This window comes from Haloarcula sp. NS06 (assembly GCF_051122755.1).
Classification (GTDB): domain Archaea; phylum Halobacteriota; class Halobacteria; order Halobacteriales; family Haloarculaceae; genus Haloarcula.
The window spans coordinates 128,938-143,651 of the sequence record NZ_CP184841.1 but is presented as its reverse complement, the minus strand read 5'-3'; the positions used below and the strand labels follow the sequence as shown (position 1 = coordinate 143,651).

Annotated in this window: 18 protein-coding genes and 1 pseudogene; 16 read left to right on the top strand and 3 right to left on the bottom strand. The window is 52.4% G+C overall.

The annotated features are described in order from the left end of the window. Nucleotides 1–171 precede the first annotated feature (171 nt). Entirely contained in the window at nt 172–660 is a 489-nt protein-coding gene (locus ACODNH_RS00885; protein WP_434529998.1) for a hypothetical protein, read from the bottom strand. 1,236 nt (nt 661–1,896) lie between these two features. Here ACODNH_RS00885 and rfbB point away from each other — a divergent pair. Continuing rightward, nucleotides 1,897–2,826: pseudogene (gene rfbB / locus ACODNH_RS00880) on the top strand (dTDP-glucose 4,6-dehydratase). A gap of 12 nt (nt 2,827–2,838) precedes the next feature. After that, the gene (locus ACODNH_RS00875) at nt 2,839–2,982 is read left to right on the top strand and encodes a hypothetical protein (RefSeq protein ID WP_434529997.1); all 144 of its coding nucleotides are present in this window, start codon (nt 2,839–2,841) and stop codon (nt 2,980–2,982) included. 441 nt (nt 2,983–3,423) lie between these two features. On the opposite strand, the gene ACODNH_RS00870 is transcribed toward ACODNH_RS00875, so the two are convergent. Both ACODNH_RS00870 and ACODNH_RS00865 read right to left on the bottom strand, forming a co-directional pair. Further along, complete coding sequence (locus ACODNH_RS00870; protein ID WP_434529996.1) at nt 3,424–3,699, bottom strand: DUF1616 domain-containing protein; 276 nt, start codon at nt 3,697–3,699, stop codon at nt 3,424–3,426. 35 nt (nt 3,700–3,734) lie between these two features. Then, complete coding sequence (locus tag ACODNH_RS00865) at nt 3,735–4,241, bottom strand: DUF1616 domain-containing protein (protein WP_434529995.1); 507 nt, start codon at nt 4,239–4,241, stop codon at nt 3,735–3,737. Between the two features lie 723 nt (nt 4,242–4,964). Here ACODNH_RS00865 and ACODNH_RS00860 point away from each other — a divergent pair. The 14 genes from ACODNH_RS00860 to ACODNH_RS00795 all read left to right on the top strand — a co-directional run bounded on the left by ACODNH_RS00860 (nt 4,965) and on the right by ACODNH_RS00795 (nt 14,696). Next, nucleotides 4,965–5,375, top strand: coding sequence for an NAD-dependent epimerase/dehydratase family protein (locus ACODNH_RS00860; RefSeq protein WP_434529994.1), 411 nt, complete (start codon nt 4,965–4,967; stop codon nt 5,373–5,375). Next, the gene (locus tag ACODNH_RS00855) at nt 5,305–5,586 is read left to right on the top strand and encodes an NAD-dependent epimerase/dehydratase family protein (protein ID WP_434529993.1); all 282 of its coding nucleotides are present in this window, start codon (nt 5,305–5,307) and stop codon (nt 5,584–5,586) included. Before ACODNH_RS00860 ends, ACODNH_RS00855 begins: the two co-directional genes overlap by 71 nt. Further along, entirely contained in the window at nt 5,583–5,939 is a 357-nt protein-coding gene (locus ACODNH_RS00850; protein WP_434530003.1) for an NAD-dependent epimerase/dehydratase family protein, read from the top strand. Before ACODNH_RS00855 ends, ACODNH_RS00850 begins: the two co-directional genes overlap by 4 nt. Nucleotides 5,940–6,974: 1,035 nt before the next feature. Then, entirely contained in the window at nt 6,975–7,769 is a 795-nt protein-coding gene (locus ACODNH_RS00845) for a hypothetical protein (RefSeq protein ID WP_434529992.1), read from the top strand. 684 nt (nt 7,770–8,453) lie between these two features. Continuing rightward, nucleotides 8,454–9,698 carry a flippase gene (locus ACODNH_RS00840; protein ID WP_434529991.1) on the top strand — a complete coding sequence of 415 codons (1,245 nt, stop codon included), beginning with the start codon at nt 8,454–8,456 and terminating at the stop codon, nt 9,696–9,698. Nucleotides 9,699–10,265: 567 nt separating this feature from the next. Next, the gene (locus tag ACODNH_RS00835; RefSeq protein ID WP_434529990.1) at nt 10,266–10,685 is read left to right on the top strand and encodes a hypothetical protein; all 420 of its coding nucleotides are present in this window, start codon (nt 10,266–10,268) and stop codon (nt 10,683–10,685) included. Then, on the top strand, nt 10,663–11,031 hold the full coding sequence (locus ACODNH_RS00830; RefSeq protein WP_434529989.1) for a sulfatase-like hydrolase/transferase: 369 nt from the start codon (nt 10,663–10,665) through the stop codon (nt 11,029–11,031). The genes ACODNH_RS00835 and ACODNH_RS00830 overlap by 23 nt, the downstream gene beginning before the upstream one ends. 133 nt (nt 11,032–11,164) lie before the next feature. Continuing rightward, a complete protein-coding gene (locus ACODNH_RS00825; RefSeq protein ID WP_434529988.1) occupies nt 11,165–11,356 on the top strand; it encodes a hypothetical protein in 192 nt (63 codons plus the stop codon). 262 nt (nt 11,357–11,618) lie between these two features. Beyond that, a complete protein-coding gene (locus ACODNH_RS00820; protein ID WP_434529987.1) occupies nt 11,619–11,912 on the top strand; it encodes a glycosyltransferase family 2 protein in 294 nt (97 codons plus the stop codon). After that, entirely contained in the window at nt 11,876–12,094 is a 219-nt protein-coding gene (locus tag ACODNH_RS00815; RefSeq protein ID WP_434529986.1) for a hypothetical protein, read from the top strand. Before ACODNH_RS00820 ends, ACODNH_RS00815 begins: the two co-directional genes overlap by 37 nt. A gap of 322 nt (nt 12,095–12,416) precedes the next feature. Next, nucleotides 12,417–12,656 carry a hypothetical protein gene (locus ACODNH_RS00810; protein ID WP_434529985.1) on the top strand — a complete coding sequence of 80 codons (240 nt, stop codon included), beginning with the start codon at nt 12,417–12,419 and terminating at the stop codon, nt 12,654–12,656. Next, nucleotides 12,653–13,096: a PssD/Cps14F family polysaccharide biosynthesis glycosyltransferase gene (pssD, locus tag ACODNH_RS00805; RefSeq protein WP_434529984.1), complete on the top strand. Its 444-nt coding sequence runs from the start codon at nt 12,653–12,655 to the stop codon at nt 13,094–13,096. The genes ACODNH_RS00810 and pssD overlap by 4 nt, the downstream gene beginning before the upstream one ends. Then, a complete protein-coding gene (locus tag ACODNH_RS00800; RefSeq protein ID WP_434529983.1) occupies nt 13,093–13,569 on the top strand; it encodes a glycosyltransferase in 477 nt (158 codons plus the stop codon). The genes pssD and ACODNH_RS00800 overlap by 4 nt, the downstream gene beginning before the upstream one ends. Continuing rightward, nucleotides 13,566–14,696 (top strand): glycosyltransferase family 4 protein, encoded by a 1,131-nt coding sequence (locus ACODNH_RS00795; RefSeq protein ID WP_434529982.1) that lies wholly within the window; start codon nt 13,566–13,568, stop codon nt 14,694–14,696. Before ACODNH_RS00800 ends, ACODNH_RS00795 begins: the two co-directional genes overlap by 4 nt. Nucleotides 14,697–14,714: the final 18 nt, after the last annotated feature.

Here is a 14,714-nt window from a genome sequence, read left to right as displayed (position 1 = left end):
GTCACTGCCGCCACTGATCGATGCATTCACGATGCCGTTGAGTCCGATTATTGGCGATAGTACCAGTGCGAGGAGAATGACGGTCCTCACGGCACCTCGCGTTGTCTGCTCCAGCCGGTCATGAGCACTCCGATTGGAAAGTGACCGAGCTGTAGCCCTCGAGGTCCGAAATTATCGGGAGGGAAAACCCACCAATATAGTATGCGACACCAGCCAATCCGATACCTGATCGGAACCGGAGACAGGCTCTTCTGCAGATTTTCGAATGAATATCAGAACCGACAGCAAGAGCAATATCACGAAGATAGCCATGATAGCGTACGCCGACACGCGATGGAGAAGTTGTGAGGACAGTGAGTAGAGCAGAGGCGTGGCTCCGGCCCAGTCGCTCTCCACGCCTGCACCATTGATAAGTCCGGACAGGTGCCCCACAGTAATGTCGACGACCCGTACTGTGTGTTGGATTCTTTCGCTTAGCAAGTCGAAAGCGCGGTCGCTGGCACGAATATCTCGAACCTCATAAAAAAGAAGAACACATAAATTGCAGATAATACCGAAATGATCGGCAGCTGACCCCCTCAAAGAAGTTAGACTGCCCGATGCCCACATCTTCAGCGATTTGAACGGATGCCTCAACGTTTCATACACCGCGACGTACATCGGTGCATCATAGCCTCCAGAATTCGACTAGATACGTCTCTCAGACTTTTCGTGAACGGCAAGCGTTGTCAGAGAAAGACAGATAGAAGATGAAGAAGAACGGATAGAGACAGTACAAGGGCCGTATAGAGGAACAACTGGAGAATCTCGATCGCAATGATTCTATGGACCCAAGGCTAAATAAGAAAATCAAGAGCACCAGCGCGAAAAACTGCGGAACGAGCTGATTGTTTAAGAACATCAACATATAAATCATATATGATATAGACGTAGCGACCCAATATATTGTCTTCGACGTATAGATGTAGAAAAAGTACACGACAGCGACGGCAAATAGGACGTATAGCGACAGATACCCCAACCGAATCATATCCATTAGGGGAAGCGACAGGAGCTTATTAAACGATTCAAAGAATACAAAATGCATCGGCCACTGGAAATAGCCGAACAGTTCCACACTGAATTGCGGCAAGCCGCCGATGACGAACCACCGCGATATCTCGCCTGCAGAGTCACCACCAGTGAAATTGAAAAAGATGTACTGTTTATAATTTATTAATACAGAAATAAAAACAAGATACACGAACTTAGCCGAGTCCGATGTGGCCGACGTACAGAGAAGAAACGCTACAATTAGGATTGCAATCAGGACCGGCCAGAAAACAAGCGGGAGTTGTGGCGGAATATCCGCTGTTTAATTCGAGTTGCAAGGGATATATCGAGCGGTAGAGGACTGCCAGCGCAGCGCTCAGTGTGAATAGAATCGTCAACGCTGCCTTCCGTACCGCCTTGCCGTCCAATACAGAGTCCGCAGAGTCCTCCTGTGGATAATTGAGTGCTCCCACACAGTTGACGTTACATTAAGTCATAATAATAAGTCACTGTCTACTTCAATCGCTGCCATGGGTGCAGGTCAGTACAACACTTGATTCGGCTCACGGTTACTCCACTTATACAGGTTACGTATGACGAAACAGCATCACACACACTTACACTGCATTCATCCAGAACCAGTCACAGGTACAAGATGACCTTGACCCTCGGGTTAGCTGCTTTGAAACCCTGGAACGTCGGACGGTGGGAGGGATGTCAAATCATTTCATGGCGAGCGACTCCAACGACTCAGCAAAGGAGCAATGAATTGCACTTTCTCGATTGGGAGCGCCAAGCTTAAACGCTGTATTCTTCTGCGATACAACCAATATAATGAAGTTGTTCCCCCAATGATATATTGTCATGCGTGTACTCATCACAGGCGGAGCCGGATTTATTGGATCAAGTTTTGTTCGCTATATGCTCAATAAATATGGGGATATTCAAATTATTAATATAGATTCCCTAACATATGCCGGAACACGAGATAACCTATAAGGTGTTCTCGAAGATACACGACATGAGTTTGTTGAAGGAGATATCTGTAACCGTGAATTAATATCCGAACATACTGAGGATGTCGACATGATTGTTAATTTCGCTGCCGAATCTCATGTTGATAGATCGATTAATAGCTCAGAGCCATTTGTCACGACGAATGTTCAGGGAACGCAGACGCTTCTTGATGTGGCCAGAAATACAGATATAGACCGGTTCCTTCAAATATCGACTGATGAAGTGTATGGAGAGGTCCTTGATGGGACGTTCAGTGAAACCGATACGCTCAACCCACGAAACCCATACGCTGCTACGAAGGCCGGTGCCGACCTGCTTGTGAAAAGTTACGAAACGACGTACGGTCTGCCGACACCAATCACTCGGACTTGCAATAACTTCGGTCCGAGACAACATCCAGAGATAACTCATCCCAAGACTCATCCACAACAGTATCGAAGGTGAACAGCGACCAATCGATGCAGACGGGTCAAACATCAGAGAATGGATAGGACGTAAGGGATAATTGCAGTGCGCTGGACCGAGTTCTGCGAACGAGGGTAACACCGGAGAAGTGTATAATATCGGAACAGGGTCGGAAAAGACAAATTTGGAAGTTGCTAAAACAATACTCAATACAGTTGGGGCAAGTGAAGAGCTAATCACCTTTGTTGAAGATCGGCCGGGGCATGACCAGCGGTACGCATTAGATACAACTAAGATAGAAAGCTCGGTCGGGAGCCATCAGTGTCCTTTGAAGAAGGAATACAAAAGACAATTGAATACAATAATTCATAAATAATTCAATATTTGGTACTTCTAACGTTCGTTATTCTCATTGTGTTCAAGAGCGGGGCTGACGTTCCGGAGCGACCTGGTGCGTCGCGGAGTCACAAGTGGGCGTTCAACCGACTGGACGAGTCTGTCAAGTACGAGGCCGAACACACGGTCTGACTATTGAGACGTTGAATCCATGCAACACCTCGAAAGAATGCCATGCGTTCAGTAAGATCGGGTATAGACCGAAGCAGGTGACGTTCAAATGGAAGAACGACGACTGCAGAGTGTACGACTATCAAGCTGACGTGAACGGAGTAGTGAACATCGCAGGCCGCTATCTTCTAGTGGAGAAGGTCGTTCCAGAGAACACGAGGACGACGATGACTCAGCTGAGGGTGGGGGCATTTGACCGCGCCACAAGACAGTCAAGCCGGTGCTGAACCTCAGAGGGGGACGCTTGGAACGTCAGCGTCTTGAAACCACGAAGCCGAGGTCAGCCTGGAATCCCGTGGCGGGAGTTCCGTGTCTCTTAGCCCCGGGGAGGAGGTCAAGATGGGGAGAACGAACTGGCGGGTCCGCGACGGTCGCGTTGGCGGGATCCTCAGCGTCGTCAGTTCAGGTTGTGACGTTGACCCACAGGTGTAGGTTGCGGTAAGCGTTTCCGGTGGTCGGAGTTGCCGGAGGGTCGCCTCGATACAGGAGGTAGGTCAATCGAAGCCGGTCACCTGTTAGTCGCGGTGTCACTGTATGTGTATGCCGCCAAGTCTCATTGCTTTTGAGTCGTTTCTCGAAGTCCTGCAGGCGGTCTGTTCGAATTACCTGAGTTGAGTTGTTCTGGACCGTAACTTGATCCGAACTTGACCAGAACGGTGTAGTCGGTTGGCCTGTCACCCTGGTTTTCGACGCCGAAGACAAATGGCTGAGATTCACCGGAGACAGGAGTGTCCTCGGATACTCGTCGGAGAGTCGCCGTCATCGGTCTCGTTCAACAGATAGAACTCAGTTGATGATGTACCAGGATTCGAGCCGGTGACGGCGTATCCCACACTTACAGCCGAAGCGAAAATAGACGCCACAAGCAAGACGTTCAACGCAGTATCGGTCCAGGAGTCCGGCCTCATGAACTCAGTCCACAGCCTCGTAAGCCACGAACGCCACGGCACCACGAACCTGTCTTTGGGCAGGAGCGCCTGCCGACGTCTTGTGGCTACAAGTGCCAGCACCACCACAATTCCAATAAGAGAGACAACCATGGGGACGAGTCGGAGTCCGAACGACGTGTAGTTCAGTAACGACCCTACGGTGGGAACGACGACTATCGATGCAGCAAAGGAGAGAGCCACGCGTCCAATGCCGGTTATGCCCGTTTCTACTGAATCGCCTGCTTGGCTCTCGACATTGTTCGCCTCCGGAAAGAGTGCCGCGACAAGCACCGTAGCCTGGGATGAAGGACACAAACGGAAGACCGACAACGACACGGAGCGGCGTATCGCGAAGGACGGGGTGTAAAACAACGCAAAGGGTTAGGAGCGCGTGCCCGACCACTACTAAGAGGTCAGCAGGAGGATGTAGAACTGTTGGCGACGCCAATAAACTCCTCCAGTTTTCGTCATCCATACACAAGTGAAGAATTTACTAGCCAAAAAACAGTCGGCCAATACTTTTCAACCCGGGCATGAGATGACGATGAAACCAATTCCACGCAGTATCTTGTCGCGGTCCGACCGTGACGAAACCTCGTCGTCGCGACTACTGCTGATCTCCACTGACCCGGAGTAGACAGTGACTACTGTCTCAGATATTCTTTGAGACACATCACCTCTTGATGTGACAGCACAATACTGATAATGCGCGTTCGTGCATGAGAGCCTTCTGAACAGATATAACAAGTGTCCGTTGATCTGCTCCAAGACTCGTCTGGACTTCGCTACCTCGCACCTGACGGCGACAGGGTGTTCTTCTCCGTTTGAGTAACTTTGCCTACCGCTTCATTGGGTTCTTTCCCAAGGAGACGGCGCTTGACCGGTTTCGGGCGGTCAGTCATTACCAGATTATTAAATTCGCCAGCGCGGAGAGAGGTCAGATAAGGTGCGACATATATGATCGGACTATAAGGGCATCAATACTATTGTGCTTTCTCACTATGTGACAGTTGTATGGAAGATCTGAAAGGCAACTCTGTTCTGATAACCGGTGGACTCGGGTTCACTGGCAGTAACCTCGCTCGTCGGATGCTTGACGAGGGAGCAGACGTGACTCTTCTGGATAGGGTTCGAGAAGAAAAGCTTCCCGTAGTTGACGGTATCAGTGACGAGGTAGATATCGTCGATGGGGACGTTCGTGACGAGGAATTGATTCAAGAACAAGTGCCCTCTGCGGACATCGTCTATCACCTGGCCGCAAAGAGCAGCCGACCTGCAGCGAACGAGAACCCACAGAAGAACCTGAACATCAATTGTGGTGGTCCATTGAACGTTCTTGAGGCAGCGACAAGCTGTGACACACCTCCGCGAGTGGTGTATTCCAGTACGCTGGCGACGGTGGGCAACGTGTCAAAGACTGATTGACGAAACCACAGAGCCGAAGCCAGTCGACATATACGGGATCAACAAACGTACAGTCGAAGATTATTGTCAGCTGTACCATCGGTTGAAGGGCGTACCGACAACCGTCGTCCGCCCGGCGAACCTCTATGGGCCGCGTGCTCCGCTATACGATACCGGATATGGGCTTATTAACCAGTTCGTGGGTAACGCTTCTTCCGCGATGAGCCCCTGACGGTCTTCGAAGACAGTGACCTCCGCGATTTCTTATTTATTCATGACATGGCGGATGCACTCACGCAAGTCGCCGCCGACGAGCGAGCGATTGGTGAACTGTATGTGCTGGGGACCGGAACCTCGAAAACGATGAGGGAGGCCGCAGAGCTCGTTGTAGAGATTGCCGGCGGTGGCTCGTTAGAAACAGTCCCGTGGACAGAGACATGGCAGGGTATCCGTCGGGGCGACGTGGTTATCGATCCCTCCAAGATAGAAGACCAGCTCGGATGGTCGACATCGGTCGAGCTTGAGGAAGGGCTCGAACGCACGGTCGACTTCTATCGATCCCACCAAGATAAGTTCTTCAATTGAGTCGGCGCTCGGTCGCTGCTCCAAACTTATGTCTGAGTTGAAGACCCGCCCATTTGCAGACTCCTGAACAGCACATCGTTGTCATGCTGGTACGACTGCTTATCCCAATCTTGTACCGGAAGGAACAGATTAAGAGTGTCGTTTGCCCAGAAATAAATTCCTAACTGCCATTTGTTACAATTGATAGTTTTACTTGGTTTACTTGGTATGTAAATTATTCAAATATGGAACGTTATTGCAGTCTCTTACTATTCAGCTCGAAATAACATTCATTACAGTAAATAGTCCTTACCGGAACGTAGATGGGGTCAAACGCAGACTACGTCGGTGGAAATAACGATGAGATGACGCAGACAACTAATGAAGCGGACGGATCAACAGTGGCTCAACAGGCCTGCGCGAAACTAGCAGGTGCAGCGATTGTTGCAACTGCCAGATACGCCAACAGCAATAGCAGTTTGAGAGACTCGCTCGGTACCCCTAAATGCGGGGTCGCCACGATGGATATCCTCGATTTAAGAGACTCTTACCAAGCAAACGTCCGCCGAAGCAGAGACACAGACTGCGATACCGACCCAACTCAACTCCGATGACTTTGACGGATCAAGTCATCGGACCGAAAGGAAAGGCAACCTACCAGTAGAACCATGACTCGATACAACACGCCCGCAAAAGGCTCGCTTGATTGGCATGTACCGCTTAATGATAACTTCGCGCAGCTAGAAACCGACATAGAGATACGCGACGCTGAGTCTAACCGAGACCAGTACGAACCGGCAGACGGCGCGAAATTCCTTTCCACCGATACTGGTGCCGTCTACATTGGTGACGGCGAGTCAGTGGAGCTACCTTGGTGATGTCGCACCGGAGCAGTCAGGCAATGGAAGCGGTGGGAGCCACCTCGCTCAGCCAGGCGAAGTTCAGGCGGCAATCGACAATGCCGCCGCTACGGGGAGGTAATGGTGGGAGGGTCAAGTTGGACCCGACACAGGTTTACCCACAACCTTCGTCACCGTGGGGTCGTGAAGTCGGGACGTGGAGCTGGATTTCAACGGGGCATGGGTGTATGGCAGCGGAGATAGGAACAACACTGATATCATTCACCTCGCCGGGCCAGGCGGCAGGCTGCTGGAGCCGCGAATAAATCTGCATAACGGCGGAAACGGTTACGACGGGTCGAATACGTACAACGGCACCGTCTTCCATCTCAATACCCAATACGGATCGTACCTTGCCCATGGGACAGCGATTAGGGGAGGGCATATCTTTGCTGTCGGTGGTGGCGGGACAGCTTGCAAATTGACCGTCTCAGAGCCGGGAACGTGGATTACTCACATGAACCTCCAGTACAATATCGGGAACCCACACGGCATGAACACCGGAGACGCAATCGGAAACGGAGTCTTTCTTGACACCACTGGAGGAGGCGACGATGGCTGGATAAACGGTGTAACTGTCAATGGACACTGGCGGTACCCTGATGTTGGTATACTTCAAGATGGTGTCGTTGGCAAATATAACCAGCAGACGCGGAACATGTTCAACGTTCAGATCCAACCTGCCGAGAACGGAGGGGGAGCGTGGGTAATCCGCGATCCAACGTGGTCGGAGCGGAACGTTCTGTACGGACTCGTATGGGACTTCCACACTGTTGATGACCCGATCTGGAATATTAAGAGCACTTACAAGGATGCACAAGAGCCTTGGAGAGCGTGTCAGCACAACGCTATCCACTCCCTCAACGATCTTCGACCAGAGCACGTCAGGAACGACTCGCCGAGCAACCACTATCTCGGCCGGCCCGAGAAGTTCAGCGTCCAGGCCGTGTAGACGACGAAGCACCGAACTTGTTCCGGTCTATTGTAAGGCGTATGCTCGATTCGAAATGAATCACTCCCGCCGAGAAAAGATCGTGCCGACTCAAACGGTGAGCGGCCATCAACTGCATCGACGGTCCAGAGTTTCACTATATGTTGTCACTGTGCTCCTGCGGTTTAGCGTAGGTGTGTTCTTATATCGAGTACGATGGTTTCAGAGAGTGCTCCGCACACTGTCTGTGATATTTCTGTGTTCGTTTCCCTCGCTAACCGAGACCGAAGCCGTTCTAACCGGAGAAATCCTCACACTCTTCGCTCAAAATAATCCACTCGGTACCCACTGGTGCTACTAACTCGAACTCTGAAAATACAGATTGAGGGCACCCAGAAATCGGTGGTGGTCGTCGGTCTTGCGCTTTATTATACAACGGGCCTTGGCTTTGTCCAGATTAAGTCTATACTAATCGGTGAATCGGAACAACCGGTTTCGTATGCCGACTTGTTCATACCAAGATGGCCGCTATATCCACGTCATCTAACTCTATACTATTGAGTCGGGGTTTATTTGCCAGCTAATCTGGACTGCTATAATCCGATACTGCTGTCGATGTAAGGTGATAACAGATGGAGCGGATAGGATGAACGAGTAGTTAGTCGACTCATAGATATACGTGACGGAGAAATAACGGCTCAAGTGATGGACGAGGATACAGGCGACGAGGGGTCTGGTGGTTCACTCTCGACGGTCATATCTGGGGGAATGTTAGTGTTCGTGAGTAAAGTCTTCGCTCTGGGATTTGGCTATCTCACGCAGATCGTAATGGCGCGTCTCCTGACACAAAGCGCGTATGGCGATGTTATCCTCACGATCGCTGTTATCAATGTTACCGTTCTCCTCGCAACGCTCGGGCTCAATGACGGACTGATGCGGGAGTTCCCGAATCATGAAGACGATCCGAAAAAAGCCAGAGGCGTCGTCCGAACGGGTCTGCTGGTTGGCGCCGTCTCTGGGAGCATCGTCGCCATCGTGGTTTTCGTCTTGGCACCGATATTCGCCAAGCAGGTGTTTGATGACCCGTCGCTGGCGGAACTAATCAGAATTGGCGCCATCGGTATCCCATTCATAGTTCTCGGCAAAAACGCAGTGGCTCTAGGACAAGGGGGACGCGACGCCAAGCCCCGTGCGATAGTTGAACAGCTTTTTCAGCCGATTCTACGGCTAGTATTCATTGCCTGGCTTGTGGTAGCTGGATTTGAAGCTGCCGGAGCGATGGCCGGTCAGATTGTGGCGATGTCGGTGGCTGGCCTGCTCGTGACCGTGTTCGCCTTACGATTACTACCCTCTCCTCTTGGTGAATCAACGTCGATGTATCGACCGATTTTGGCGTTTTCGCTTCCGCTAATAGCCGTTCAGGGGATGAACTTCCTGAACTCGAGCCTTGACATCTACATGATCGGATATTTTTTGAACTCCTCACAGGTAGGTGTGTACAACATCGCACTACAACTCAGTAATCTGACCACAGTAGTCCTCATAACCGTCGCGTACCTTCTCCCTCCGATAATTACACGGCTCGATAAAAGGGATAAGCGCGAAGAGTTACTCGCGACGTATCAGGGTCTGACCAAATGGATGATGATGCTCGCAGTCCCAGTTTTTATCATTCTGTTCTTCGGGCCGAAGATAGTCATCGGCCTCTTTTTTGGAGCGAAGTACACCGGCGGAGCCGACGTCCTCCAGATTGTAATCGCCGGGAAATTAGTCGCAATCTTAGCGGGGTTGAATTTTAAAGCACTCATCGCGCTCGGAGACAACCGCGTTGTCTCGTATATGATGCTAATCCAACTTGTATTGAACTTCGCGGTGAACTACCTTTCTGATTCCGGTGTACGGTATCGTCGGTGCCGCGGTTGCACTAACTCTGTCGTCAGTCGCCGGTGACCTCCTCGGAGCGCTGATTCTGTTCAGGCAACACGGCCTGCACCCGCTGTCATGGTCTCTGTTGGTCCCAGTAACACTCTTGGGAGGAATCGCAGGGGTCAGTTTTGTCGTGACTACCGCGGTCGGTTTACCGCTGTGGGCGGTTGCGGTTCCACTCACGGTCGGGTATCCAATCATTGTTGCGCGTTTCGCGATAGAACCTCGCGATAAAATGTTGCTTGGACTATTTGAGGACCGGATTGGACGTGAACTGACGCCCGTACGAACCGTCGTGAGCCGCCTTCAGTGAACCAATCGTAACGAGAATCAGAGGTGTGCTAATGGAACATCGACTAACCACTATGTATACTGTCGAAGCTGGAACCGACGAGGGAGACCTAAGCAGTTATGACGGGTTCCTACAAGTGTAAAGCGTGATACTACTAAGATACATGAGCGAAGACATTAGAGGAGATGGTCCAGCCACCATTACAGCCTCATTCGAACGGTAAAGTAGAGAACGTACTCATCTACGTTTGCGATAGTCTCAGATACGACTCTCTCCCGGACAGGGTACGGGAAATGGGCGTGTCTGGTCGTGCAATTGCGACAAGCACCTTCACCGCGACAGGGTTCTCCTCAATACTGACCGGGATGTATCCGGCAACCCACAGAGTATGGAACTTTGGGGATTCACTGGCCGAACGCCCGCCGCTGCTAACCCGACATGAACAATCCGGTATCGACGCGACCCGCGTCTGGCGTAACGTTGACGACCCGGCGAAGAAACCACCGCTGAGGCTCTGTGGCGAAACCGAAGAGACGACCCTAGAGCAACTGGAATCGCCGTTCGTACATATCGTCCACGACCGAGGCGGGCACATGACTTACGGGCGTAACGACGAATCCGAGGAGTGGCCGTCACATGAGGATTTTTTCGATGAGCTATCGCGCAAACCAGAAGAAATTCAGCGTCTCTATGAAGATGGCGTCAACGAGTCTGCTTAAGCGCTTCGAAGATCTTGTAAAGACTCTCGAAATACGGAACGAGCTTGAAAAGACGCTCGTCGTGTTCACCAGCGACCACGGCGAGCTGCTCGGCGACTACGGTGGCCTGTACGATCACGGAGCACCGATTGTACCGGAACTGATTAACGTCCCACTGGTTTTCGCCGGCGCAGGCCTCCCGCACGGCGAACAGTTTGACGGTCTCCTATCGACGGCGGATATCGCCCCGACGGCACTTTCAGCCATAGGGTCGGATGTGTCGGGGGCCGACGGACATGACCTTTGGACGAGCAGTCTGCCTCGGTCGCGGGTGGCGCGGACAGAGGTTTGGAAAGAGACTAGCTGACTCTGGGATTGAATACAAAGCGACTGGAGTCTGGACAAACGCCGGAGGGCATGTTCGGCACTTGAACCCCGTTCAGAGCAGACTACTCCACCTACTCGGCGTGCATTTTTATCTTGCGCCATACGCGAACATCGTGAGGCGACCATCGAAGGGGCACGTTGCCCTTGCGAATTCATATCTCCGACGACGCGTGAACTACGGCGAATCGCCGCCTGAAGAACTCATCGATGAACATCTTTCTACTGAGTTTACCCGGCAAGAGAGCGACGAAGGGCCGCCACAACCGGACACCGAGCAGTTACGTCAACTCGGGTACCTCGAGTGAACCCAGAGGAGGCGAACGGTAACATCGCTTCCCAAGGGGACCGACGCTGGACCCGCCAAGTGAGTAATCGAACGAAATGATATAGCCTATCAAGACGGGTGACGTGTCGCCTGAGGATCCAAACGATTTTACGGGCGTTTGGATTAAACCCGCCGACGCTCGCATGAAAAAGAGCCAGGCCCTAGTATTAGCTTGGTTCTAACCCGTACAAACTGAAAGTAGTGTGTCATTATATATATCAAAAGGGGTGATAAAACCATTAATGACAGCGTCTACGGAGGCGACACAGGATGGAAAGCTGGCCCTGACAGAGCGGACGAGTGTCGTTATCGTAACGTACAATCATAGCGACTACATTGAGGAATGTCTCAGGACAGTCTTCGACAACAATCCGGGGGAGGTAGTCGTGGTCGATAACGGGTCGACTGATGGCACCGTCAGAACAGTCGAACTGGTTCCCGGAGGCGGAGTGGTCCAGACCAGAACAATCTTGGATACGGTGGTGCGAGCAATCAAGGGGTGGAACGGATTGATTCGGAGTACGTCGTCGTATTGAATCCCGATACCCGGGTCAGTCCGAACCTGTTGCAGGAACTGTTGTTGCCGGTTGCTGAAAACAAGCAACTCATCACGACCCCAAAGATCCTTACATACGACGGTGCGGAAATCAACACTATTGGTAACGTGGTCCACTTCACCGGACTGGCCTTCACAAATGGGTACGGTGGTCTCTCCTGATGCGCACGCGCAAGAAAATCGCTAGCCGGTATCTCCGGCGTCGTCGTTTCGCGACCGCGCGCGAAACCTGTGCGGAGATGGGTGGGCTTTGATGGAGCGATTTTCATTTATATGGACGATGTCGAGCTATCGTGGAAAGCAAACGCAATGGACCTCGACATCCGCGACGTTTCCGACTGCTACCGTGTATCACGATTATCCCGGTATCGACGTCAGCGCTGACAAGCTATTCTATTTAGAACGCGGTCGGTACATCATTCTGCGGAAATATTTGACTTGGCGGACGGCCCTCCCTTTGTTCCCGTCCTTTCTCCTAAGCGAAATGTTGACGTGGGGCTATGCTATCGGCCACGGGTGGCCCGGCCTGAAGGTCAAGCTCCAGGCTGTGTTCGACGGGTTCTCGGCGGACGTGGAGTCGGTTGAGACGGACGGGCGGACGCTTCTAAGTAGGCTTGATGACCGGATTCCCGCAGACCAACTCCATTCGTCACAAGTCATTGAGACGGCGATCCAAGTCGCGAACGAAGTGTACAAAAGCAACCTGTCGATCCTGAAATCATGAAGATTGCTCTCGTTTGTTCCGCTGGTGGACACCTGACCGAACTCCAGTCGCTTTCGGAAGCGTCCGAGGGTCACGAGAGTTTCTATATCACGACTGACGACTTTCGGACGCGTGAGCTGGATGAATCGAAGTATTTGATCGGCAGGATCGGTACGAATCCATGGCAGATGCTGAAATCGTTCTTTGAGATTGGATGGATACTGGTTCGGGAGCAACCGGACGTACTCATCAGCACCGGTTCCGAGATCGCCATCCCAGCATTCTTTTGGGCGAAGATAATCGGCAGCAAGACGATTTATATCGAAAGCTGGTGTCGTGTCAATTCGGTGTCGACCACGGGAAAGATCGTGTATCCAGTCTCGGACTTATTTCTGGTACAGTGGCCCGAATTGGTAGATAAGGTGGGTGAGAAGGCCAGATACGAGGGGGCAGTTATATGATCTTCGCGACGGTCGGGACAAGCCCCGACGGATTCGATCGACTGGTGCGTGGAGTCGACGCCATTGCCCCTGCATTGGGTGAGCCAGTCACTGCTCAGGTCGGTCATGGAGAGTACATTCCTGAAAACATCAACTGGTTCCGTTTCACCGACAAGGAAGAGATCCACGAGCTATACCGGACTGCCAGCGTCGTCGTCGCGCATGCCGGCGCTGGGACACTATCAACAGCGCTCTCTTACGAACGACCGGTCGTCATTCTTCCGCGGCGTGAGGAACGCGGCGAACACAACGATGATCATCAAACCGAACTTGCGACCGCGCTCAGCGACCGACCGGGAGTGCAGGTGGTCTCTGAGACCGATGAGCTGAACTCGGCAATCGAGCGGGCACGCTCGGAATCGCCGGACTCAGTGTCTACAGATCGATCGCTCGTCCAGTTCCTGTCAGGGTATATTAACGAGGTCGATACATGAATATTGCAATGGTGCAGTCGACGCCGTACCCGCCGGAGGAAGGCATCGGCAACTATGTCTCCAATCTCTCGGATGAACTGACCAATCGCGGTCACTCAGTCACAGTGATCACCCGCGGTGGACTCGAACGAGAAAAGACGTGGAACGACGGTATCAGGGTAGTCCGGATACCCTGTCCGCCCGTCTACCCATTTCACGTCGATGTCCACGGGGCACTAGTCAACAGGTATCTGGATCGGGCGGCCGATCAGTTCGACCTGGTCCATTCGCATACGCCCTTGACGCCAGTGATTCGATCGCATCTGCCGTTAGTCACGACGGTCCACACCTCTGTTGTCGAGGATATCAAACACGTCTACGGATGGAGCCCGCGGGAAGCAATGAGCAGAGTGACGTACCACGTCTCAAGCAGGCGGTTAGTGGCGAACCAGGCTGACAATGCAGAACGGATCACAACAGTGTCTGAGCGGGTGGGTGGTGAACTTGCCGAACACTACGACATTGACGATGCGACGGTCGTCCACAACGGCGTGGATGCCGAGCGGTTCCAACCCGGCGCCCACACCGATGATCGGTATGTGCTGTTCGTCGGCCGACTAGACTACCCAAAGGGGGTACCCGATCTCCTCGAAGCCGCGGAATCCATCGTCGAGAGCCATGACATTGAGTTCGTGATTACGGGCAAGGGCCCACAGCGAGACCAGCTCGAACAGCAAGCCAAGCGAATAGGAATCGAAAACAACGTCACGTTCACTGGTTACGTCCCACGCGCTCGCCAGATCCAACTATACCAGAACGCGACAGCGTTCGCGCTCCCATCACATTATGAGGGGCTCCCGACGGTCTTGCTGGAAGCCATGTCCTGTGGCGCACCTGTGGTCGCGACTACAGTTGGCGGGTGTCCAGAGGTGATCAATGACAGGGAGAACGGTTTACTGGCCCCTCCAGAGGACCCGCCGGCGCTCTCCAATGCCATCGACATGGTTCTGTCCGACCCCGAACTGCGTAACCGAATGAGCGGGAATGCCAGACAGACTATCCTCAACCGGTTTACGTGGGAAAAGATTACGGACCGATTTGAACGGGAGTATCGTCTCGCGACGGGGACAACACGCGCGATGCAGTAATATATATCCTTCACACGA